General features: G+C 63.9%; 21 protein-coding genes. 9 read left to right on the plus strand and 12 right to left on the minus strand.

Translation table 11 applies throughout. The features are described from left to right. Positions 1 to 178: 178 nt before the first annotated feature. Positions 179 to 1,105 (minus strand): LysR substrate-binding domain-containing protein, encoded by a 927-nt coding sequence (locus ACIPZF_RS17155; protein WP_400801480.1) that lies wholly within the window; start codon positions 1,103 to 1,105, stop codon positions 179 to 181. A 155-nt stretch (positions 1,106 to 1,260) separates the two neighbouring features. Between ACIPZF_RS17155 and ACIPZF_RS17160 the strand changes: the two genes are divergently transcribed. Continuing rightward, positions 1,261 to 2,643 (plus strand): NorM family multidrug efflux MATE transporter, encoded by a 1,383-nt coding sequence (locus ACIPZF_RS17160; RefSeq protein ID WP_400801481.1) that lies wholly within the window; start codon positions 1,261 to 1,263, stop codon positions 2,641 to 2,643. A gap of 89 nt (positions 2,644 to 2,732) precedes the next feature. On the opposite strand, the gene ACIPZF_RS17165 is transcribed toward ACIPZF_RS17160, so the two are convergent. Next, positions 2,733 to 4,400 (minus strand): putative bifunctional diguanylate cyclase/phosphodiesterase, encoded by a 1,668-nt coding sequence (locus ACIPZF_RS17165; protein WP_400801483.1) that lies wholly within the window; start codon positions 4,398 to 4,400, stop codon positions 2,733 to 2,735. Positions 4,401 to 4,700: 300 nt separating this feature from the next. Between ACIPZF_RS17165 and rep the strand changes: the two genes are divergently transcribed. Next, entirely contained in the window at positions 4,701 to 6,710 is a 2,010-nt protein-coding gene (gene rep, locus ACIPZF_RS17170; protein WP_400801485.1) for a DNA helicase Rep, read from the plus strand. 64 nt (positions 6,711 to 6,774) lie between these two features. Continuing rightward, entirely contained in the window at positions 6,775 to 7,347 is a 573-nt protein-coding gene (locus ACIPZF_RS17175) for a xanthine phosphoribosyltransferase (RefSeq protein ID WP_400801486.1), read from the plus strand. A 127-nt stretch (positions 7,348 to 7,474) separates the two neighbouring features. On the opposite strand, the gene ACIPZF_RS17180 is transcribed toward ACIPZF_RS17175, so the two are convergent. From ACIPZF_RS17180 to dadA, 5 genes are all read right to left on the minus strand, one after another. Continuing rightward, entirely contained in the window at positions 7,475 to 9,334 is a 1,860-nt protein-coding gene (locus tag ACIPZF_RS17180; RefSeq protein ID WP_400801488.1) for an acetyl-CoA hydrolase/transferase C-terminal domain-containing protein, read from the minus strand. A gap of 217 nt (positions 9,335 to 9,551) precedes the next feature. Beyond that, complete coding sequence (locus tag ACIPZF_RS17185; RefSeq protein ID WP_400801610.1) at positions 9,552 to 9,956, minus strand: c-type cytochrome; 405 nt, start codon at positions 9,954 to 9,956, stop codon at positions 9,552 to 9,554. A gap of 154 nt (positions 9,957 to 10,110) precedes the next feature. After that, on the minus strand, positions 10,111 to 10,659 hold the full coding sequence (locus ACIPZF_RS17190) for a cupin domain-containing protein (protein WP_400801490.1): 549 nt from the start codon (positions 10,657 to 10,659) through the stop codon (positions 10,111 to 10,113). A gap of 109 nt (positions 10,660 to 10,768) precedes the next feature. Further along, a complete protein-coding gene (gene alr, locus ACIPZF_RS17195; RefSeq protein WP_400801491.1) occupies positions 10,769 to 11,842 on the minus strand; it encodes an alanine racemase in 1,074 nt (357 codons plus the stop codon). A 145-nt stretch (positions 11,843 to 11,987) separates the two neighbouring features. Next, positions 11,988 to 13,292: a D-amino acid dehydrogenase gene (gene dadA / locus ACIPZF_RS17200; protein ID WP_400801493.1), complete on the minus strand. Its 1,305-nt coding sequence runs from the start codon at positions 13,290 to 13,292 to the stop codon at positions 11,988 to 11,990. 153 nt (positions 13,293 to 13,445) lie between these two features. Here dadA and dadR point away from each other — a divergent pair, with 153 nt between their 5' ends. Further along, positions 13,446 to 13,934, plus strand: a complete 489-nt coding sequence (dadR, locus tag ACIPZF_RS17205; protein ID WP_003258963.1) for a transcriptional regulator DadR — start codon at positions 13,446 to 13,448, stop codon at positions 13,932 to 13,934. 2 nt (positions 13,935 to 13,936) lie between these two features. On the opposite strand, the gene ACIPZF_RS17210 is transcribed toward dadR, so the two are convergent. Continuing rightward, positions 13,937 to 14,290, minus strand: coding sequence for a YkgJ family cysteine cluster protein (locus ACIPZF_RS17210; RefSeq protein ID WP_400801495.1), 354 nt, complete (start codon positions 14,288 to 14,290; stop codon positions 13,937 to 13,939). Between the two features lie 61 nt (positions 14,291 to 14,351). Here ACIPZF_RS17210 and ACIPZF_RS17215 point away from each other — a divergent pair, with 61 nt between their 5' ends. After that, the gene (locus tag ACIPZF_RS17215; protein WP_400801496.1) at positions 14,352 to 15,644 is read left to right on the plus strand and encodes an NAD(P)/FAD-dependent oxidoreductase; all 1,293 of its coding nucleotides are present in this window, start codon (positions 14,352 to 14,354) and stop codon (positions 15,642 to 15,644) included. 110 nt (positions 15,645 to 15,754) lie between these two features. Here ACIPZF_RS17215 and ACIPZF_RS17220 read toward each other — a convergent pair whose 3' ends face one another. Next, on the minus strand, positions 15,755 to 15,985 hold the full coding sequence (locus tag ACIPZF_RS17220) for a DUF1127 domain-containing protein (RefSeq protein WP_400801497.1): 231 nt from the start codon (positions 15,983 to 15,985) through the stop codon (positions 15,755 to 15,757). Positions 15,986 to 16,163: 178 nt separating this feature from the next. Between ACIPZF_RS17220 and ACIPZF_RS17225 the strand changes: the two genes are divergently transcribed. After that, on the plus strand, positions 16,164 to 17,594 hold the full coding sequence (locus ACIPZF_RS17225) for a PLP-dependent aminotransferase family protein (protein ID WP_400801499.1): 1,431 nt from the start codon (positions 16,164 to 16,166) through the stop codon (positions 17,592 to 17,594). Positions 17,595 to 17,654: 60 nt separating this feature from the next. After that, complete coding sequence (locus ACIPZF_RS17230) at positions 17,655 to 19,205, plus strand: phospholipase D family protein (protein ID WP_400801500.1); 1,551 nt, start codon at positions 17,655 to 17,657, stop codon at positions 19,203 to 19,205. 3 nt (positions 19,206 to 19,208) lie between these two features. On the opposite strand, the gene ACIPZF_RS17235 is transcribed toward ACIPZF_RS17230, so the two are convergent. Beyond that, the gene (locus ACIPZF_RS17235) at positions 19,209 to 20,348 is read right to left on the minus strand and encodes an MFS transporter (protein ID WP_400801502.1); all 1,140 of its coding nucleotides are present in this window, start codon (positions 20,346 to 20,348) and stop codon (positions 19,209 to 19,211) included. A 128-nt stretch (positions 20,349 to 20,476) separates the two neighbouring features. After that, the gene (locus ACIPZF_RS17240; RefSeq protein ID WP_400801504.1) at positions 20,477 to 21,970 is read right to left on the minus strand and encodes an aldehyde dehydrogenase; all 1,494 of its coding nucleotides are present in this window, start codon (positions 21,968 to 21,970) and stop codon (positions 20,477 to 20,479) included. A gap of 196 nt (positions 21,971 to 22,166) precedes the next feature. On the opposite strand from ACIPZF_RS17240, the gene ACIPZF_RS17245 reads away from it, so the two are divergent. After that, positions 22,167 to 22,526 (plus strand): cupin domain-containing protein, encoded by a 360-nt coding sequence (locus ACIPZF_RS17245; protein ID WP_400801505.1) that lies wholly within the window; start codon positions 22,167 to 22,169, stop codon positions 22,524 to 22,526. Between the two features lie 80 nt (positions 22,527 to 22,606). Further along, a complete protein-coding gene (locus ACIPZF_RS17250; RefSeq protein ID WP_400801506.1) occupies positions 22,607 to 22,810 on the plus strand; it encodes a hypothetical protein in 204 nt (67 codons plus the stop codon). Between the two features lie 66 nt (positions 22,811 to 22,876). On the opposite strand, the gene rpmG is transcribed toward ACIPZF_RS17250, so the two are convergent. Further along, entirely contained in the window at positions 22,877 to 23,032 is a 156-nt protein-coding gene (gene rpmG / locus ACIPZF_RS17255; protein ID WP_003253507.1) for a 50S ribosomal protein L33, read from the minus strand. Positions 23,033 to 23,037 lie beyond the last annotated feature (5 nt).

Consider the following 23,037-nt stretch of genomic DNA (forward strand, 5'->3'; position numbering starts at 1 on the left):
CTGGTGCAAGTAGGTCGGCGCCGCGGGCGAATACTTGAGTGTCGGGCCGGGGTATTCGCAAACCTTTGCGTTTATCTTTGCCGGCCTCTTCGCGGGGCAAGCCCGCTCCCACAGTGGTCTGTGGTGCCTGGGGCATTGTGGGAGCGGGCTTGCCCCGCGAAAGGGCCAGTCCAGGCAATCAAAGACAGGGCAGAATCTTCACATCCGGCAAATTCACCGCCGCCGCCTCCTCCTGCAAAAACACACTCAAGCGCCGCAACCGCTCGCCACCCGGCCGGGTGCGCGGCCATACCAGGTAATAATCCATGCCACTGGGCACCGCTGTCGGCCACGGCAGGCTCAAGCGCCCATGGGCCACATCCTCGGCCACCATCAGCAGATCACCCATGGAGATCCCGTAACCCCGGGCCGCCGCGATCATGCCCAGCTCCAGCGTGTCGAACACCTGCCCGCCCTTGAGCGAAACGCTGTCGGTCAACCCCATGCGTTCCAGCCATTCACGCCAGTCACGCTTGTCGGGAGTGGGGTGCAGCAGCTCGATGCCGGCCAGCCGACGTTCGTCCCACGGGCCTTCGTTGAGCAGGTCCGGTGCACCCACCGGGATCAGCAGCTCGGCAAACAGTCGGCGCACTTCCCAATCCGGCGGGAACACGCCGTCACTGAGCAGTACCGCGCAGTCGAACGGCTCCTGATTGAAGTCCACGTGGTCGACGTCCATCCAGGCGCTGGTCAGCTGCACTTCGTTGCCCGGCTGCAGGTGGCGGAACTGGCTAAGGCGCGCCAGCAGCCAGCGCATGGTCAGGGTCGAAGGCGCCTTCATGCGCAGGATGTCGTCCTCGCCGCGCAACGTGTCGCACGCCCGCTCCAGCGCCGCGAACCCTTCACGCACGCCAGGCAGCAGCACCCGCGCCGCCTCGGTCAACTGCAGGCTGCGCCCGCTGCGGATGAACAGGCGGCAGGCAAAATGCTCTTCCAGGGTGCGAATGTGCCGGCTGACCGCGCTCTGAGTAATCGACAGCTCCTGGCCGGCACGGGTGAAGGAGCTGAGCCGGGCGGCGGCTTCGAATGCGCGTAGCGCATACAGCGGAGGCATCTGGCGGGACATGAGGCACCTGCATTCGGGGCGGACAAGGAATGCTCAGAATCATATAGGCATGAGTTCAACTCATGCCAACCATCGTTTTTATCCTTTTGTGCAAAGTTGACCGAAGCCTCAGAATCGTCCCTCGCTCACAGAGTCAGGCCAAAAGGACTACACCCATGCACGTTGCGCCCACCACAGAACTCAAGGCTTTGCTGCGCCTGGCCGGGCCGCTGATCGCCTCGCAGTTGGCGCACATGCTGATGGTGCTCACCGACACCCTGATGATGGCCCGCATCAGCCCGCAGGCCCTGGCCGGCGGCGGCCTGGGCGCGGCGAGCTATTCGTTCGTGTCGATCTTCTGCCTGGGCGTGATCGCGGCGGTCGGCACGCTGGTGGCGATCCGCAAGGGCGCCAACGACATCGAGGGCGCCACGCGCCTGGCGCAGAACGGTCTGTGGCTGGCCTGGGGGCTGGCGCTGGTGGCGGCGCTGGCGCTGTGGAACCTGAAGCCGGTGCTGCTGCTGTTCGGCCAGCAGCCTGAAAACGTCGACGCGGCCATGCAGTTCCTCACCCTGCTGCCACTGGCGTTGCCCGGCTACCTGACCTTCATGGCCCTGCGCGGCTTCACCAGCGCCTTGGGCCGTTCGACGCCGGTGATGGTCATCAGCCTGGTCGGCACGGTGCTCAACTACCTGTTCAACGTCGCGCTGATCGAGGGCATGTTCGGCCTGCCCAAGCTGGGGCTGATGGGCATTGGCCTGGTGACCGCCGTGGTGTCGATGGGCATGGCCATTGCGCTGGCACTGTACATCCGCTGGCACCCGGCCTACGCCGCCTACCCGCTGCGCAAGGGCCTGTCGCGCCCTTCGCTGCCGGCCTTGCGTGAGCTATGGCGGCTGGGGCTGCCGATCGGTGGCACCTACATGGTCGAGGTCGGCCTGTTCGCCTTCGCCGCGCTGTGCATGGGCGTATTGGGCAGCACCGAACTGGCGGCGCACCAGATCGCGCTGCAGATCGTCTCGACCGCGTTCATGGTGCCGACCGGGCTTTCGTATGCGGTGACCATGCGTGTGGGGCTTTATTACGGCGCCGGCAACCTGCTGGCGGCACGCAGTGCCGGGCGGGTGGGCATGAGTTTCGGCGCGATGCTCATGTTCGCTTTTGCCGCGCTGTTCTGGCTGCGCCCGGAAATGCTGGTGGGCCTGTTCATCGATGCTAATGACCCGGCGTTCGCGGGCATTTACCAGTTGGCGGTGAGTTTGCTGATGGTCGCGGCCTGGTTCGAGCTGTTCGATGGCGTGCAGACCATTGCCATGGGTTCGATCCGTGGGCTCAAGGATGCCAAGACTACCTTCCTGATCGGGCTGTGCTGCTACTGGCTGGTCGGTGCGCCGAGTGCCTGGCTGCTGACCTTCACCCTGGGCGGCGGCGCGGTCGGAGTGTGGTGGGGGCTGGCGTTGGGGCTGGCCTGTGCGTCGGTGGCGCTGACTTTTGCCTTTGAGTGGCGGATGAAGCGGATGCTGGGGAAGGCTGGGGTTGGGGCTGCTGCTTCGGCCTGACTTCATGGCCTCTTCGCGGGACAAGCCCGCTCCCACAGGTACAGTGTTCACCCCAACCTGTGGGAGCGGGCTTGCCCCGCGAAGACGGCCTAGATGACTTCCACCAGCTTGCGCTCTGACGCCTGCTGCAGATACTCCACCAACTCCTCCACCGGCAGCGGCTTGCTGACCAGAAAACCCTGCACCTGGTCACAGCCAAACCCACGCAACAAGGCCATTTGCTCGTGGCTCTCGACACCTTCGGCCACCACCTCAAGATTGAGGTTGTGCGCCAGGTTGATCATCGCGTGCACCAGCTTGCGGTTCTCCTCGCGCATCTCCATCTCGGCGACGAAGCTGCGGTCGACCTTGAGCAGAGTGATCGGCAGGCTGTTCAGGTGCACGAACGAAGAGAAGCCGGTGCCAAAGTCATCCAGCGAAAAACGCACGCCCAGTCGCCCCAGGGCATCCATGGTCTGGCGCACCAGCTCGTTGCGGCGCATCACTGCCGTTTCCGTCAACTCGAACTCCAGCCAGCGGGCATCGACACCGTGCTCGATGATCAGGCGGCTCAGCGTCGCCAGCAACTGGCTGTCCTGGAACTGGCGAAAGCTCAGGTTCACCGCCATGTGCAGCGGCGCCAGGCCGCTCTCGCGCAGCGCCTGCATGTCGCGCAAGGCGCGGGAAATCACCCAGTAGCCCAGCGGCACGATCAGCCCGCTCTGCTCGGCCAGCGGCACGAATTCACTCGGTGGCAGCAGGCCGCGCTCGGCATGGCGCCAGCGCACCAGGGCCTCCAGGCCGACGATGCGGCCATCGGCCAGGTTCAGCCGCGGCTGATAGTGCAGCTCCAGCTCGTCGCGGCGCAGGGCGCGGCGCAATTCGCCTTCCAGGTCGGCCAGGCTGCGGGCGTTGCGGTTGATCCGTTCGTTGAACACATGGAAGGTGCAGCCTTGGCTGCTCTTGGCCTGGCGCATGGCAATGTGCGCATGCCACATCAACGGGTCGGCGCCACTCTGCGCGCGGGCGTGGGCCAGGCCCAGGCTGCAGCCGAGCAGCAGGCTTTCACCGTCGATCCAATAAGGTTCGGCCAGGGCTTCGACGATGCGTTCGGCGATCCACTCGGCGCGGCCAGTGTCGCGGCGGGTATCGATCAGCAGGGCGAACTCGTCGCTGCCCAGGCGCGCCAGCTGGTCGCCGGCCTCCAGTTGCTGCTTGAGGCGCGATACCACTTGCAGGATCAGGCGGTCGCCGCCCTGGTGGCCGAGGGCATCGTTGACGTGGCGGAAGTTGTCCAGGTCCAGGTGCCCGAGGGCAACGCCGCGGCCGTCGTTTTCGGCCAGGCGTGCAGTCAGCAGCGCCTGAAAACCCTGGCGGTTGGCGATACCGGTCAATGGGTCCTGTTCGGCCAGACGCTGCAAGGTCGCGACCAGCACACCGCGCTCGCGCACATGGCGCAACGAACGGCGCAGGGCGTCGGCGTTGAGTTGGTCACGCACCAGCCAGTCGCTGACGCCGGTGGGTGGCGCCTCAGGCTCATGGTCGAGCAGCAGGATGGTCGGCAAGTCGCAGCGCCCCGGCGCTGGTTGCAGATCCGGGGTGGCCAATATCACCGCCTGGCGGTCATGGCTGAACAGGGTGTCGACCGCCGCCCAGTTAGGTGCGGTCAGCAGCACTGCCGTGCCGTCCAGCGGCAGCAGGCACTCGCGCAGCAAGGCGGCCCATTCCGGCTCATCAGCCAACAACAGCAAACGCAGAGGTTCGACAGGCGTGGACAAGCGGGCTCCTTAAAGCATGGACGGTGACACGAGGGAGGTCAGGTATGCTACTGCATAAATGAAAATGATTTTCACTTTTAGACATATCCTTGCCCACAGCGCGTCCCGACACATTTTGACGTGCATCCTGCTCGAAAGTCGTGAAACCGGCAATTACGATTTTTTTCGTGAATAGCATGAGCCTGACTAATGGTAATCAGGCTGGCAGAAAGTCTGACTCAGACGTCAGACGGTCGCGCCACAACCGCCCCATGCCTGTTAGAATGCGCGGCTATTTTCTGGCGACCCCCGGTTTCTAGCATGTCCCGACTCAATCCCAGGCAACAGGAAGCCCGTGACTACGTCGGCGGCCCTCTTTTGGTGCTCGCCGGTGCAGGCTCCGGCAAGACCAGCGTAATCACGCGCAAGATTGCCCACCTGATCCAGAACTGCGGCATCCGTGCCCAGTACATCGTCGCGATGACCTTCACCAACAAGGCCGCGCGCGAGATGAAGGAACGGGTCGGCACGCTGTTGCGGCCGGGGGAAGGCCGGGGCCTGACGGTGTGCACCTTCCACAACCTGGGGCTGAACATCATCCGCAAGGAGCACGACAAGCTCGGCTACAAGCCAGGCTTCTCGATCTTCGACGAGTCCGACATCAAGGCGCTGCTGTCGGACATCATGCAGAAGGAATATTCCGGCGACGACGGCATCGACGAGATCAAGAACATGATCGGTGCCTGGAAGAACGACCTGATCCTCCCCGCCGAAGCCCTGGAAAAAGCCCGCAACCCACGCGAGCAGACCGCCGCCATCGTCTACACCCACTATCAGCGCACGCTCAAGGCGTTCAACGCAGTGGACTTCGACGACCTGATCCTGCAGCCGGTCAAGCTGTTCCAGGAGCACCCCGAGGTGCTGGAGCGCTGGCAGAACCGCGTGCGCTATCTGCTGGTGGACGAATACCAGGACACCAACGCCAGCCAGTACCTGCTGGTGAAAATGCTCATCGGCATGCGCAACCAGTTCACCGTGGTGGGCGACGACGACCAGTCGATCTACGCCTGGCGTGGCGCGCGCCCAGAGAACCTGATGCTGCTCAAGGAGGATTACCCTTCCTTGAAGATCGTCATGCTCGAACAGAACTACCGCTCCACCAGCCGCATCCTACGCTGCGCCAACGTGCTGATCGCCAACAACCCGCATGCTTTCGAGAAACAGCTGTGGAGTGAAATGGGCGTGGGCGACGAGATCCGCGTGATCCGCTGCAAGAACGAGGAAGCCGAGGCTGAACGCGTGGCCATGGAAATCCTCACCCTGCACCTGCGCACCAACCGCCCATACAGCGATTTCGCCATCCTCTACCGCGGCAACTACCAGGCCAAGCTGATCGAACTGAAGCTGCAGCACCACCAGGTGCCGTATCGCCTGTCGGGCGGCAACAGCTTCTTCGGCCGCCAGGAGGTCAAGGACCTGATGGCCTATCTGCGCCTGTTGGTGAACCCCGACGACGACAACGCCTATCTGCGGGTGATCAACGTGCCGCGCCGGGAAATCGGCTCCACGACCCTGGAAAAGCTCGGCAACTACTCGACCGAGCGCGGCATCTCGATGTACGCCGCCAGCGAAGAGCTGGGCCTGGGCGAACACCTGGACGCGCGCTACACCGAGCGCCTGCAGCGCTTCAAGCACTGGCTCGACGGCGTGCGCCACAAGGTTGCCCTGGAAGACCCGATCGCCGCGCTGCACGAGATGATCCGCGACATCGACTACGAAAACTGGATCCGCCAGCAGACCGCCAGCGACAAGGCGGCGGAGTTCCGCATCAGCAACGTCTGGTTCCTGGTCGAAGCGCTGAAAAACACCCTCGAAAAAGACGAAGAGGGTGACATGACCATCGAGGACGCCATCGGCAAGCTGGTGTTGCGCGACATGCTCGAGCGTCAGCAGGAAGAGGAAGAGAACGCCGAGGGCGTGCAGATGATGACCCTGCATGCCTCCAAGGGCCTGGAATTCCCCTACGTGTTCATCATGGGCATGGAGGAAGAAATCCTCCCCCACCGCTCCAGCATCGAAGCCGACACCATCGAAGAGGAACGCCGCCTGGCCTACGTGGGCATCACCCGCGCGCGCCAGACCCTGGCCTTCACCTTTGCCGCCAAGCGCAAGCAATACGGCGAAATCATCGACTGCACGCCCAGCCGGTTCCTCGACGAACTGCCGCCGGACGACCTGGCCTGGGAAGGCCTGGACGATGCGCCCGTGGAAGTCAAAGCCGCGCGCGGCAACAACGCACTGGCCGACATTCGGGCAATGCTCAAACGCTGATCAACCCTTACTCTTTAACTTTGCCGCGTTATGCGGCCACCTTTGCTACATCGAGGAAACCACAGTGGAAGCACTGCAGCAGAAGATTCGCGAAGAAGGCATCGTGCTTTCCGATCAAGTTCTCAAAGTCGACGCGTTTCTCAACCACCAGATCGACCCTGCGCTGATGCAGCTGATCGGTGACGAGTTCGCCCACCTGTTCGCCGATGCCGGCGTGACCAAGATCGTCACCATCGAAGCCTCGGGCATTGCCCCGGCGGTGATGACCGGCCTGAAGCTGGGCGTGCCGGTGATCTTCGCGCGCAAGCACCAGTCGCTGACCCTGACCGAGAACCTGCTGACCGCCTCGGTGTATTCCTTCACCAAGCAGACCGAGAACACCGTGGCCATCTCGCCACGCCACCTCAACAGCAGCGACCGCGTGCTGGTGATCGACGACTTCCTGGCCAACGGCAAGGCGTCGCAGGCGCTGATCTCGATCATCAAGCAGGCTGGCGCCACTGTTGCCGGACTGGGCATCGTCATCGAGAAGTCGTTCCAGGGCGGCCGTGCCGAGCTGGACAGCCAGGGTTACCGCGTTGAATCGCTGGCTCGGGTGAAGTCGCTGGAAGGTGGTGTCGTTTCGTTCATCGATTGATCGCGGCGCCTGTTTCGCGGGGCAAGCCCGCTCCCACAGAGACTCCGCCGCCCTTAAGGCTGGTGGATAACCTGTGGGAGCGGCGGTGCGGCGATCCGACTTGTCCCGCGAATGGCTTCACACTGCCCTATCTGGCTGCTGCCAACCCCGCGAGCAGCAACCGCTGATAAAGCTCATCCTTCAGCCCATGCGGCTTATCCAGCTGCATCCTCGCCAAATGCGCTTCATACCCCTCCGGCCCAGGCGCATCCAGCGCAGCCTTACCTAGCTCCAACACCTCGCTCAAACGAAACTTGCTCTTCAGCCAGTTCAACGCCCGTAGCAAGTCCCGCTCTTCGGCCGTGAAATCAGTCCCCAACGGATACTCGGGAAACAGCCGCTGATGCCGTGCCCTGATCGCTTCCAGCCGCTCAGGCGTGTTGTCGGTAAACCGCGCATCCAGTTCAAAGTCCCTGGCCAGCTTGCCGGCCTTTTTAGCCTGCTCCATCAGCTCGCCCTGGGACCGCGAATCACTGATCGCCAGCAACCGCGCAATCACTTCACTGTCGGTCTGCCCGCGCAAGTCGGCGATACCGTACTCGGTCACGACGATATCGCGCAGGTGCCGAGGAATGGTGCAGTGGCCGTAGGCCCACAACAGGTTTGAACTGACCTCGCCCCCCGCCTCACGCCAGCTGCGCAGCAGCAGAATCGACCGCCCGCCCTCCAGTGCATGGCCCTGGGCGACGAAGTTGTACTGCCCGCCGACACCGCTGAGCACGCGGCCGTCTTCGAGCTGGTCCGCCACCCCGGCGCCGAGCAGGGTCATGCTGAACACCGTGTTGATGAAGCGGGCATCCCGCCGCTGGCGGCGTTTGAGTTCTTCCTGACCATACAGCTCGTTGATGTAGCTGATGCGGGTCATCGCAAACTGCGCGCGCTGCTCCAGCGGCATCTCGCGCAAGCGCTGGTAGAACGCCCGCGGGCCAAGGAAGAATCCGCCATGCACCAGCACGCCCTGCTCGTCTGCCGGGCGCCGCACCACGCCTGCTTCAGCCAGCGCCAGCAGGCCGTTGACGAACATCTCGCTGCATCCGTACAGACCTTGAGCGAAGGCGTCCAGCCCCCCTTCCCGCTCGATCAACGCTTGCCATGAGCTTACATCCAGCTCATCCATCAGCGCTCGGTAGCCCGCATTGTCGCCCTGGCGCGCCAGCAATGCGGCGGCCACGGCATCGCCCATGGCGCCGATGCCGATCTGCAACGTGCCGCCGTCGCGCACCAGGGTGCTGGCGTGCAGGCCGATACAGTGGTCCTGGGTGGTGACCGGCATGTTTGGCGTGGAGAACAACCGGCGTTGCTCGGCCTGATCGATCAGCAGGTCGAATGCTTCCATGCCCAGCTCCGCGTCGCCGGGCATGTAGGGCAGCTCGGCGTGCACCTGGCCAAGCATGAGGATGGTTTCGCCGGCTTCGCGGCGCTTGGCGATCATCGGCAGCAGGTCGAGGGTGATGTCGGGGTTGCAGGAAAGGCTCAGGTGTACCGGCTTTTCAGGTGTGGCAGCCACCAGCTGGGCGATCAGGTTCAGGCCCTTGGCGTTGATGTCGCGGGCGGCGTGGCTGTAGTTGCTGCTGACGTAGTCCTGCTGCGCGGCATCACTGTGCAGCAGGCTGCCGGGCTGCATGAAGAACTGCTCGACGCGGATGTTCGGCGGCAGCGTGTCGTTGCGCAGGTCGGCGAGATAGGTGAGTTCTTCGTAGTCGGCGAAGACGCGTTCGATGAAGGGTTCGAGGAAGCGTCGCTGCAGGCCATCGCCCAAGGGTGGGCGGCCCAGGGACAAGGCTGTGTAGATGGTCAGGCGGCGCTCGGGCAGATCGCGAACCTTGGCATATAGCGCATTGACGAAGGCGTTGGGTTTGCCAAGGCCCAGTGGCAGGCCCATGTGGATATGGGCCGGTAGCCGAGATAGAACCTGCTCTACGGCTTGGTCGATGGAGCAGAGGTGCATCTGGGCCTCCTGAGTCTTCTAGGGGTTCAGGGGTTGGACAGGAGCTTGGGCTGATTCGTTGCCAGTGCGGGCCTCTTCGCGGGGCAAGCCCGCTCCCACAGGTTCTGCTGCGCTGCGGACTCTGTGGGAGCGGGCTTGCCCCGCGAAAGGGCCGGCACTGGCGACCCAAAAATAAAGCCCGCCAGAAATGGCGGGCTTTATGAAGTTCAGCCGTGGCTCACAGCCCAGACATCTTCTTGATCGCACCCTTCAGGTCATCATCCGAGCAATCGGCGCAGGTGCCCTTCGGTGGCATGGCGTTAATGCCGGTAATGGCCTTGGCCAGGATCCCGTCGAGCCCGCCCTGATGATCGGCACGCTCTTTCCACGCGGCGGTATCCCCAATTTTCGGCGCCCCCAGCAAACCGGTGCCGTGGCACGCATTGCAGTGCTTGGCGATGATGTCATCTGGCGTCTTGGCAGCGCCACCACCCGCCGTGGCAGCCACTTCCATGCCTTTGCATTCCTGGCCCTGGACGCACACCTGACCAACCGGCTCCAGCCGTTTGGCGAGGTCGTCATTGGTCGCAGCTGTTGCACTGATTGCCCAAAGGGCGAATACGGCTGCTGGTACGGCCAGCATCTTCTTGATTTGGTTCACGCGTACACCCTCATGGTGGCTAATCACGCCCGCGGCCACGGTAATGCGAGCGTTGAAAAGTATAGCGGGAACCCAGAAGCCGTGAAACGACCCTACTCGGGAAAGGGGTATTGCCGAATCAATGCACTGCGCTGGATCAAAAATTCGACGGCGTGGCGGCGCTGATCAGCCGGGCCGGCTCATCGAACGGGTTGCGAAAACGGTGCGGGCGGGTGCTTTCGAAGTAGTAACTGTCGCCTTCTTCGAGGATGAAGATCTCGGTGCCCACCACCAACTCCAGGCGGCCTTCGAGAAGAATGCCGGTTTCTTCGCCGTCGTGGGTGAGCATTTCGGCGCCGGTGTCGGCACCCGGTGGATAGACCTCGGTGAGAAAGGCGATGGCCCGGTTGGGGTGCGACTTGCCGACCAGCTTCATGGTCACCGCGCCGTCGGAAATGTCGATCAGCTCGTGGGCCTTGTAGACGATCTGCGCGGGGCTTTCGGCCTCCAGCTCGACCGAAAAGAACTCGACCATGGACATGGGAATCCCGCTCAGCACTTTGCGTAGCGAGCTGATCGAAGGGCTCACGCTGTTTTTCTCGATCATCGAGATGGTGCTGTTGGTCACCCCCGCGCGCTTGGCGAGTTCACGCTGGGACAGGCCCTTGAGCTTGCGGATGGCTTGCAGTCGTTCGCCGACGTCCAAAGCTGGAGCCTCCTGAAACGGTGTGATGGCGGGGTGAATGTGAACGATATCATGGCAATGCCGTTCAGTATTTACAACACACCGCCCTCAGGCTGTCCGCTTCAGCGTGTCATTCGCCGAAATAGTCCAGCGGCACGCGCTTCAGGTTGCAGAAGATCTGATAGGGAATGGTCCCGGCGTGCATGGCCACTTCGCTGGCCAGCACCTGCTTGCCCCACAACTCGACCGGGCTGCCGATGGTGGCCTCGGGCACGTCGGTCAGGTCGATGCACAGCATGTCCATGGATACACGGCCGATCAGCTGACTGCGCTTGCCGGCGACCATCACCGGGGTACCGGTAGGGGCCTGGCGCGGGTAGCCGTCGGCGTAGCCCATGGCGACCACGCCCACGCGAGTCGGGCGCGGGCTGATGAACTTGGCGCCGTAGCCCACCGGCTCGCCAGCGGGCAGTTCACGTACGCTGATGACCCGCGATTGCAGGGTCATGACCGGCTGCAGGCGCTCGGCCTGGGCCTGCGGCACTTCGAACGGCGTGGCGCCGTACAACATGATGCCTGGGCGTACCCAATCGCTCGGGGCCTGCGGCCAGGCCAGCACGCCGGGCGAGTTGCGCAGGCTGCATTCGGCGGCCAGCCCCTGGCGGGCGGCGTCGAACACGGCAATCTGTTGGGCGGTGGCGTCGGCATCCAGCTCGTCGGCGCGGGCGAAGTGGCTCATCAGCACGATGCGCGAAACCTTGCCGGTGGCCAGCAAGCGCTGGTAGGCCGCGTGGTAGTCCTTGGGGTGCAGGCCGGCACGGTGCATGCCGGTATCGAGCTTGAGCCAGAGGGTCAGCGGCTTGTGTACCGAGGTTTGTTCGATGGCTTCCAATTGCCACAGCGAATGCACCACGCACCACAGGTCGTGCTCGGCGATCAGCGCCAGTTCGCTGGCTTCGAAGAAGCCTTCGAGCAGCAACACCGGGGCTTTGATACCGGCCGCACGCAGTTCCAGCGCCTCTTCGATGCAGGCCACGGCGAAGCCATCGGCTTCGGGCTCAAGGGCCAGGGCGCAGCGCACGGCGCCGTGGCCGTAGGCGTCGGCCTTGATCACGGCGAGAGCTTTGGCGCCGGTCAGTTCACGGGCGAGGCGGTAGTTGTGGCGCAGGGCCTGGAGGTCGATCAGGGCGCGGGCGGGACGCATGGCGGCTGCCTTATGGTGGTTCCGGTTGAAATAAGTGTTGCCTTCTTCGCGGGCAAGCCCGCTCCCACAGGATCTGTGCAGTTCCACAGGTTGCACTGAATCTGTGGGAGCGGGCTTGCCCGCGAAGAGGCCGGTACAGACAAACTTATTGCTGGTGAGCCGGCGCTGTCTGCCCGTGCTTGGCCACTTCCCGGGTATTGCCATACCGGGAAATATCCAGGCCTTCAGCACTGATCTGCGGCTTCTTGCGCGCAATCAGGTCGGCCAGCAGGCGACCGGAACCACAAGCCATGGTCCAACCCAGGGTACCGTGCCCGGTGTTGAGGAACAGGTTGCGGAACGGGGTGGCGCCCACGATCGGTGTGCCGTCCGGAGTCGCCGGGCGCAGGCCGGTCCAGAAGCTGGCTTCGCTCAGGTCACCGCCGCGAGGATAAAGGTCGTTGACGATCATCTCCAGCGTTTCGCGCCGACGCGGGTTCAGCGACAGGTCAAAACCGGCAATCTCCGCCATGCCGCCCACGCGAATGCGGTTGTCGAAACGGGTGATGGCAACCTTGTAGGTCTCGTCGAGAATGGTCGAGGTCGGCGCCATGTCGGGGTTGGTGATCGGCACGGTCAGCGAGTAGCCCTTGAGCGGGTACACTGGCGCCTTGATGCCCAGCGGCTTGAGCATCTGCGGCGAGTAGCTGCCCAGCGCCAGCACGTAGCGGTCGGCGGTTTCCAGCTTGCCGTCGATCCACACACCGTTGATGCGGTCGCCGGCGAAGTCCAGGCGCTGAATGTCCTGGCCGAAGCGGAATTCGACACCCAGCTTGAGCGCCATGTCGGCCAGCTTGGTGGTGAACAGCTGGCAGTCGCCGGTCTGATCGTTGGGTAGGCGCAAGGCACCGGCGAGGATGTTCTTGACCCCGGCCAGGGCGGGTTCGACGCGGGCGATGCCATCGCGGTCGAGCAGTTCATAAGGCACACCGGACTGCTCGAGCACGGCGATGTCCTTGGCGGCGGCGTCCACCTGGGCCTGGGTGCGGAACAGCTGGGTAGTGCCGAGGGTGCGGCTTTCGTAGGCGATACCGGTTTCGGCGCGCAGTTCGTCGAGGCAGTCGCGGCTGTACTCGGACAGGCGCACCATGCGCTCCTTGTTTACCGCGTAACGGCTGGCGGTGCAGTTGCGCAGCATCTGCGCCATCCACAGGTACTGGTCGACGTCGCCGGTCAGCTTGATGGCGAGCGGCGCGTGACGCTCCAGCAGCCATTTGATGGCTTTGAGCGGCACGCCTGGGGCAGCCCAGGGCGAGGCATAACCGGGCGAGATCTGGCCGGCGTTGGCAAAGCTGGTTTCCATGGCCACCGCCGGTTGGCGATCGACCACCGTGACCTCGTAACCTTGCCGGGCCAGATAATAGGCACTGGCGGTTCCGATGACACCGCTACCAAGTACCAGAACTCGCATCGTTGATCCCTCGCACGCGGCGCACCGCATTTTTGTTGAAATAGCATGGATGCGCGCAGTATAAAAATTACAGCCCAGTGCAATTCACTATATAAAAGCCTATATTTGGCGAGAATTCTCGGCAAAATCGCCTTTCACGGAGGGGCATCCCCTATGAGAACCCAGCACCAGAGCAAGCGTGAACTGGACAAGATCGACCGCAACATCCTGCGGATCCTGCAGAATGACGGGCGTATTTCCTTCACCGAACTGGGCGAGAAAGTTGGGCTTTCCACCACCCCTTGCACCGAGCGCGTTCGTCGCCTGGAACGCGAGGGCATCATCATGGGCTACAACGCCCGGCTCAATCCGCAGCACCTCAAGGGCAGCCTGCTGGTGTTCGTCGAAATCAGCCTGGACTACAAGTCGGGCGACACCTTCGAGGAGTTCCGCCGCGCGGTGCTCAAACTGCCGCACGTACTGGAATGCCACCTGGTCTCGGGCGATTTCGACTACCTGGTGAAAGCGCGCATTTCCGAGATGGCGTCGTACCGCAAGCTGCTGGGCGACATCCTGCTCAAGCTGCCGCACGTGCGCGAATCGAAGAGCTATATCGTGATGGAAGAAGTGAAGGAAAGCCTCTGCCTGCCGATTCCGGACTGAGGCTAGACCAGCACCTGGCGGGTGGTGGCGATGAACCGGTGCACCAGCTGCTCGGCTTCGGGTTCGATCATCGGTTGCGGGCCGCGCCCGCGCGGGCAGGCCATGCGCGGCGTGGTACCGAACAGACGGCAGATCATCGGCCGCTCTTCGTACACGGTGCAGCCGTCGGGGCCCAGGTGTACGCAGTCCAGGCGTTCCAGCGCGGCGTCCTGCTCGCCCTGCGACTTGCGCGGCAGGCGCGCCATCTCTTCGGCGGACGTGGTGACCGGGCCGCAACAATCGTGGCAGCCCGGTTCGCACTCGAAAGTAGGAATGAGTTCGCGCAGGAACTGGATCTTGTGGCGGTTGCAGGACATGACTGGGTACGAAGCAGGAATTCAGGCAAGATTATAGGCCCATTCGCCCAGGACCTGCCCAATGATCCACAGCGCGCAGCACGCCGCCTCCTACTACGCCGCCAGCAGCGCGCCACACGCCGACTACCCGTTTCTGCAAGGCGAGCACAGCGCCGACGTGTGCATCGTCGGCGGCGGCTACTCGGGCCTGAACACCGCCATCGAGCTGGCCGAACGCGGCCTTTCGGTGATCCTGCTGGAGGCGCGCAAGCTGGGCTGGGGCGCCAGCGGGCGCAATGGCGGCCAGCTGATCCGGGGCGTCGGCCATGGCCTGGAGCAGTTCCTCCCGGTGATCGGCGAAGAAGGCGTGCGCAGCATGAAGCTGATGGGCCTGGAAGCCGTGGAGATCGTCCGTGAGCGGGTCGAACGCCACGCCATCGCCTGCGACCTGACCTGGGGCTACTGCGACCTGGCCAACAAGCCCGGCGAGCTGCAAGGCTTTGCCGAGGATGCCGAGGAACTGCGCAGCCTGGGCTACCGCCACGAACTGCGCCTGGTGCAAAAAGACGAGATCCACAGCGTGGTCGGCTCCGACCGCTACGTCGGCGGCCTGATCGACATGGGCTCGGGGCACCTGCATCCGCTCAACCTGGCACTCGGCGAAGCGGCCGTGGCCAGCCGCCTCGGTGTACAGCTTTACGAGCAATCGGAAGTCAGCCGCATCGAGTACGGCCCCGAAGTGAAGGTGCACACCGCCCAGGGCCGCGTGCGCGCCAAGACCTTGGTGCTGTGCTGCAACGCCTATCACAACGGCCTCAACCGCGAGCTGGGCGGCAAAGTGCTGCCCGCCGGCAGCTACATCATCGCCACCGAGCCGCTCGGTGAGGAACGCGCACGCCAGTTGCTGCCGCAGAACATGGCGGTGTGCGACCAGCGTGTGGCACTGGACTACTATCGCCTGTCCGCCGACCACCGCCTGCTGTTCGGCGGTGCCTGCCATTACTCCGGCCGCGATCCGCAGGACATTGCCGCGTACATGCGGCCGAAGATGCACAAGGTATTCCCGCAGTTGGCCGACGTGCGCATCGACTTTCAGTGGGGCGGCATGATCGGCATCGGCGCCAACCGCCTGCCGCAGATCGGCCGCCTGGCCAGCCAGCCGAACGTCTATTACGCCCAGGCCTACTCCGGTCACGGGTTGAACGCCACGCACCTGGCCGCACGCCTGCTTGGCGAGGCGATCAGCGGCCAGCAGAGCGGGCGCTTCGACCTGTTCGCCAAGGTGCCGCACATTACCTTCCCCGGCGGCAAGCACCTGCGCTCGCCGCTGCTGGCGTTGGGGATGCTCTGGCATCGGCTGAAAGAACTGGTCTAGTTCACCTCAATACCTGTGGGAGCGGGCTTGCCCCGCGAAGCAAGCGACGCGGTGGCTGGCACCGGCTTTGCCGGTGTTCGCGGGGCAAGCCCGCTCCCACATTGACCGAATCAATCCCGCCAAAAGGGCTTGGAGCCTTCCTGCCGAGCCTGCTCCCAGCTCAACCCGATATCCCGCAGCTGGTTGTCATCCAGCTGCAGCAGCGCCCTGCGGGTGTGCCAGCGGTGCAGCATCAAGCCCCAACGGCCAAGGCCTGCCGGCGCATTGAAAACCTGGGCCTGCTGCCCCGCTTCCAGTTCCTTGGCCATCAGTTGCAAGCGCACATCGCTCATGCCACCCATCGCTGCGTTCTCCCATTCAGTGGTTACCGTGGAGAAAGCATGCGCGCGGGCAGCGCCTACAATACAGAGCCACTACAGGGTTATTATTCCCATACAGAATTGGCGGCCGACGGGCTGAATGCTGTATTTTCAGCGCAACTGTACTGGTCGCTGCCGCAATACCGCGCAGGAGTATGCCGTGACGCTCTATCTGAACCTCGCCGAGCTGCTCGGCGCCCGTATCGAGCAAGGCCTGTACCGCCCCGGCCAACGCCTGCCGTCGGTGCGCGCCCTGAGCATGGAACACGGCGTCAGCCTGAGCACCGTGCAGCAGGCCTACCGCATGCTGGAAGACAGCGGCATGGTCTCGCCACGGCCCAAGTCCGGCTATTTCGTCAGCGATCACCGCCACCTCGCCGCCCTGCCCGCCGTCAGCCGTCCAGCGCAGCGCCCGGTGGACATCTCGCAATGGGAGCAAGTGCTGGAACTGGTGCGCAGCACCCCGCGCAAGGATGTGATTCAGCTGGGCCGCGGCATGCCCGACATCGACAGCCCCAGCCTCAAGCCCTTGCTGCGCAGCCTCGCCCAGCTGAGCCGGCGGCAGGACATGCCAGGGCTGTATTACGACAACATCCACGGCAACCTCGCCCTGCGCGAACAGATCGCCCGGCTGATGCTCGACTCCGGCTGTCGCCTGGCCCCCGCCGACCTGGTGGTGACCACCGGTTGCCACGAAGCGCTGTCGTGCAGCATCCGCGCGGTGTGCGAGCCCGGCGACATCGTCGCGGTCGACTCGCCGAGCTTCCACGGCGCCATGCAGACCCTCAAGGGCCTGGGCATGAAGGCGCTGGAAATCCCCACCGACCCGACCACCGGCATCAGCCTCGAAGCCCTGGAACTGGCGCTGGAGCAATGGCCGATCAAGCTCATCCAGATCACCCCAAGCTGCAACAACCCGCTCGGCTACATCATGCCCGAGGCGCGCAAGAAAGCGCTGCTGAGCCTGGCCCAGCGCTACGACGTGGCGATCCTCGAAGATGATGTGTATGGCGACCTGGCCTACACCTACCCGCGCCCGCGCACCCTCAAGTCGTTCGACGACGACGGCCGCGTGCTGTTGTGCAGTTCGTTCTCCAAGACCCTCGCCCCCGGCCTGCGCATCGGCTGGGTGGCGCCGGGGCGTTACCTGGAGCGCGTGCTGCACATGAAGTACATCAGCACCGGCAGCACCGCTACCCAGCCGCAACTGGCCATTGCCGACTTCATCGCGGCCGGGCATTACCAGCCGCACGTGCGGCGCATGCGCAGCCAGTACCAGCGGGGTCGCGACCTGATGAGCGATTGGGTGAGCCGCTACTTCCCGGCCGGCACCCGTGTCAGCCGGCCCCAGGGCGGCTTCATGCTGTGGGTGGAGTTGCCGGAACATTTCGACACGCTGCGGCTGAATCGCGCTTTACTGGAACAGGGCGTGCAAGTAGCGGTGGGCAGCATATTCTCGGCCTCGGGCAAATTCCGCCACTGCCTACGCATGAACTTTGCCGCGCGGCCAACGCCTCAGATCGAGGACGCAGTACGCAAGGTCGGTGAAACCGCCCTTCGTCTACTGGCTGAGGACAACGGCGAAGGGTAACTTTGCGCCGCCCTCTGTGGTCCAAATCCCCAGGCCCTTGCTGCACAGGACGATCCACATTTGAGATTCCAGCGCATTCTGCCTCTGCTGCTGGCGCTGCTCGGCCTCACAGGCTGTGCCAGCGTTGGTGCACCCCGCGAAACCAGCCAGGCGTTGCCGGCCAAGGATTCTGCCTTCGGCCGCTCGGTCATGCGTCAGGCCGCACCCTATGAAGGGCGCTCGGGCTTTCGCCTGCTGCCCAACAGCAACGAGGCGTTCCGTGCCCGCGCCGAGCTGATCCGCAACGCCCAGGCGAGCATCGACCTGCAGTACTACATCGTCCATGACGGCCTGAGCACCCGTGCACTGGTGCACGAACTGCTGCGCGCCGCCGACCGTGGCGTGCGCGTGCGCATCCTGCTCGACGACACCACCAGCGATGGCCTGGACACCATCATGGGCACCCTCGACGCCCACCCGAATATCCAGATTCGCGTGTTCAACCCGCTGCACCTGGGCCGCAGCACCGGCGTCACCCGCGCCGTGGGCCGCCTGTTCAACCTCTCGCGCCAGCACCGGCGCATGCACAACAAGCTGTTTCTGGTGGACAACAGCATGGCCATCGTCGGCGGGCGCAACCTGGGCGACGAGTATTTCGATGCCGAGCCCAACCTCAACTTCACCGACATCGACCTGCTCGGCGTCGGCCCGGTGGCCGAGCAGCTTGGGCACGGTTTCGACCAGTACTGGAACAGTGCGCTGAGCCGGCCGATCGGCGACTTCCTCTGGCAACAGCCCGATGCCGACGACCTGCGTGCCAGCCGCCATCGCCTGGAAGTGTCGCTGGCCGAGGCGCGGGTCAAGCGCAAGGCGTTGTATGACCGTTTGATGGCCTATCAATCCCAGCCGCGCCTGGACGTCTGGCGCAATGAGCTGATCTGGGCGCACAGCTCGGCACTCTGGGATGCGCCGAGCAAGGTGCTGGCCGATGACGAGCCAGATCCGCACCTGTTGATGAGCCAGCAGCTGGCACCGGACCTGGCCAGCGTGCACAAGGAGCTGATCCTGGTGTCGGCCTACTTCGTGCCGGGCGAGCCGGGGCTGTTGTACCTGACTGGCCGTGCCGATGCCGGGACCTCGGTCAAGCTGCTGACCAATGCACTGGAAGCCACCGATGTGCCAGCGGTGCATGGCGGCTATGCACCCTACCGCCGCGCGCTGCTCGAACACGGCGTGCAGCTGTTCGAGCTGCGCCGCCAGCCGGGCGACCCCAGCGCCGGGCGCCTGAGCTTCCACGGCAGCTCGGATTCGAGCCTGCACAGCAAGGCGATCGTCTTCGACCGGCGCAAGACCTTCATCGGCTCGTTCAACTTCGACCCGCGCTCGGTGCTGTGGAATACCGAGGTGGGCGTCCTGGTGGATAGCCCGGAACTGGCCGAATACACCCGCGAGCTGGCGCTGCAGGGTATGGCGCCTGCGCTCAGCTACCAGGTGAAGCTGGCCAACGACAAGCTGGTCTGGGTGACCGAGGACAACGGCCAGTTGCACACGCTGACCGCAGAGCCCGGTGGGCTCTGGCGGCGGTTCAATGCCTGGATCAGCAAGGCCGTTGGCCTGGAGAAAATGCTCTGAGGGTCACGCAGGCGCCGCCTCGAACGCCCCGCGCCGCCGGGTCAGCACCACCAGCCCCGCCGCCCCGGCCGCCATCAGCCACAGCAACGCATGGCCGCTGACCCACTGGCTGCCAGCCCCGGCCAGCAACGGCCCAAGCAGGCAACCGATGCCCCACAGCTGCGCCACATGGGCATTGGCGCGTACCAGCGCATCATCACGATAGCGCTCGCCGATCAGTATCAACGACAGCGTGAACAAGCCACCGGCGCTGGCACCGAACAACACCCACAGCGGCCAGATCACCGGCGTCTCCAGCAGCAGCGGAATCGCCAGGCTGGACACCATCAAGGTCACTGCACAACCGGTGAACAGTTTTTGCCGTGACATGCGGTCGGCCAAGGCACCGATTGGCAATTGCAGCACCGCATCACCCACCACCACGGTGCTGACCATGAACAGGGCGATTTCGGTGCTGAAGCCCTGCTGCAGGCAATACACCGGCAACAGAGTAAGAATCATCGCCTCGAAAGCGGCGAACAACGCGATGGCCCAGGCGATCACCGGCAGCCGGCGGCAAAAGGCGAACAGGTCGCCGAAGGTGACGCTGCACGCCTCGGTGCTCGGCGCCCCGCCACGCCCTAACAGGAGCAAGGGGGCCAGCAGCAGCAGGCCGGTCGCGGACCAGAAGCCGAAGTCATCGTCAGAGCCGAGAAAGCCCAACACCAGCGGCCCGGCCAGCTGGCTCAAGGCGTAGCTGCTGCCATACAGCGCCACCAGGCGGCCGCGCCACTGCTCGACCACCAACTGGTTGATCCAGCTTTCGCCGAGGATGAACACCACGGTCAGCGACATGCCGATCAGCAAGCGCAGCGCCAGCCACAACGGGTAGCTGGGCAGCAGCGCCAGCAAGCCGATCGACAATGCCCCGCCCCACAGGCACAGGCGCATGGCCGCAGGCACGCCGACCCAACCGGCCAGGCGGCTGGCCAGGCTGGCGCCGAGCAGCACGCCCAGCGCCGGCATCGCCGCCATCACGCCGATGGCGAAGCTGCCGTAGCCCCAGGCCTCCAGGCGCAGGGATACCAGCGGCATGCTCACTCCGAGCGCGAGCCCGACGCTCAGTACCGATGCCAGCACGGCGAAGTAGGTGCCCCAGCGCATTTGACCTCCCTGTTTGATTTTCTTAGGCCCATTCGCGGGACAAGCCCGCTCCCACAGGATCTCCGCTGCCATCGACAGCGGTGGAGGACCTGTGGGAGCGGGCTTGTCCCGCGAAGCGGCCTACTGGATTACAGTTTGATCCAGGTCGCTTTCAGCTCAGTGTACTTCTCCAGCGCATGCAGCGACTTGTCACGGCCGTTGCCCGACTGCTTGAAGCCACCGAACGGCGCGGTCATGTCGCCGCCGTCGTACTGGTTGACCCAGACGCTGCCAGCGCGTACGGCACGGGCAGTTTTGTGCGCCTTGGAGATGTCCGAGGTCCAGATACCAGCGGCCAGGCCATACGGGGTGTCGTTGGCGATGGCGATGGCTTCTTCGGCGGTGTCGAAGGCGATCACCGACAGCACTGGGCCAAAGATTTCTTCCTGGGCGATCTTCATGGCGTTGGTCACGCCGTCGAAGATGGTCGGCTCGACGTAGGTGCCACCGGTCTCTTCGAGGGTGCGCTTGCCACCGGCCAGCAGTTTGGCGCCGTCCTTGTGGCCGGCGTCGATGTACGACAGCACGGTGTTCATCTGCTGGGTGTCGACCAGCGCACCGACGGTGGTCTGCGGGTCCAATGGGTTACCTGGCTTCCAGCCCTTGAGGGCCTCGACCACCATGGGCAGGAACTTGTCCTTGATCGAGCGCTCGACCAGCAGGCGCGAACCGGCAGTGCAGACTTCGCCCTGGTTGAAGGCGATGGCGCTGGCGGCAGATTCGGCGGCGGCTTGCAGGTCCGGAGCGTCGGCGAAGACGATGTTCGGGCTCTTGCCACCGGCTTCCAGCCAGATGCGCTTCATGTTCGACTCGCCCGCGTAGATCATCAGCTGCTTGGCGATCTTGGTCGAACCGGTGAACACCAGGGTGTCGACGTCCATGTGCAGGGCCAGGGCCTTGCCCACGGTGTGGCCGTAGCCTGGCAACACGTTCAGCACACCGGCCGGGATGCCGGCTTCAATGGCCAGCTGGGCGATGCGGATGGCAGTCAGCGGCGATTTTTCGGACGGCTTGAGGACTACCGAGTTACCGGTGGCCAGGGCCGGGCCGAGTTTCCAGCAGGCCATCAGCAGCGGGAAGTTCCACGGTACGATGGCACCGACCACACCCACTGGCTCGCGGGTAACCAGGCCAAGTTGGTCATGCGGGGTTGGCGCGACTTCGTCGTAGACTTTGTCGATGGCTTCGGCATTCCAGTGCAGGGCTTGCGCCGCGCCTGGGATATCGATGGTGGAGGAGTCGCCGATCGGCTTGCCCATGTCCAGGGTTTCAAGCAGCGCCAGCTCTTCGACGTTCTTGCGCAGCAGCTCGGCGAAGCGGATCAGCTTGGCCTTGCGCTTGGCCGGGGCCAGCTGCGACCAGACGCCGGAGTTGAAAGTAGCGCGGGCGTTTTCCACGGCGCGGTTGGCGTCGGCCAGGTCGCAGCTGGCGACCTTGGCCAGGAAGCGTCCGTCGACCGGGCTCAGGCAGTCGAATGTTTCACCGGATGCGGCGTCGGTGTATTCGCCGTTGATGAAGGCGCGGCCTTCGATCTTCAGTTGCTGGGCACGTTGTTCCCAGTCCGCACGGGTCAGGGTGGTCATACGAAACTCCTCCTCTTGTTTAGGTGCAACGCCGCACTGAGGACTCACTGGCGTTGTCAGAATTCTGGCCGGGCGACGAGCGCACACGGGCAAGCGATACCCTAAACCAGGCCGGGTAAACTATCAATATATTTGACACGAATGGCCTAAAAGCCTACTGATGTGCATTTTATTAAACAACAACAGGAGCCGTACCATGAGTATCGCCAGCATCATCGACTTCGCCCAGGTGCTCACCGAGGCTGAACGCTACCGCCCGGCGGCGGAAAAAATTCTCAAGGGCGAGCCGGACCAGGCCGTCTACAACCATTACTCCAGCCCGTGTGGGCAGTTCGCTGCGGGCGTGTGGGAAGGTGAGGTCGGGCAATGGACAGTGAACTACACCGAGCATGAGTATTGCGAGATCGTCCAGGGCGTTTCGGTGCTGCGCGATCAGGATGGCGGTGCCAAGACCCTGCGTGCCGGTGATCGTTTCGTTATCCCGGCGGGCTTCAAGGGCACCTGGGAGGTGCTGGAGCCATGCCGCAAGATCTATGTGATGTTCGAGCAGGGGTAGTAACTATTTACCGACGCGAGGGCCAAAACGCGCAGGAACATGGGCTTGCCTAATGACAGGCATTCTTTAGGAAACGCACCATGAACAACGAAGAAGTTCTGCAGGCCCTGGCGCATCTGATCGGCACCACCTACGACGAGAACACCAGGGATACCGTCATGCGCATCACGGGCCGCGTTGGGGTCCTCGGCCCAGGTGACATCCGAACGCTCCAACTTGACCCCAACCGCATCACCATTCGTGCCAACAGCGACAGCTTGATCGAAGGCTTCGCCTTCGGCTAAGCCATCGCAGTGGTAAAAAAAAACCCGCGTCCTTTCGGATGCGGGTTTTTTTTGGTCGCCGATCAATTACTTGATCTTGGCTTCCTTGTATACCACGTGCTTGCGAACAACCGGATCGTATTTCTTGATCTCGATTTTGTCCGGAGTGGTGCGCTTGTTCTTGTCGGTGGTGTAGAAGTGGCCGGTACCGGCACTCGAAACCAGACGGATCAATTCACGCATGATGT

Origin of the sequence: Pseudomonas sp. NPDC089752, assembly GCF_044748725.1 — a bacterium.
Taxonomy (GTDB): Bacteria; Pseudomonadota; Gammaproteobacteria; order Pseudomonadales; family Pseudomonadaceae; genus Aquipseudomonas.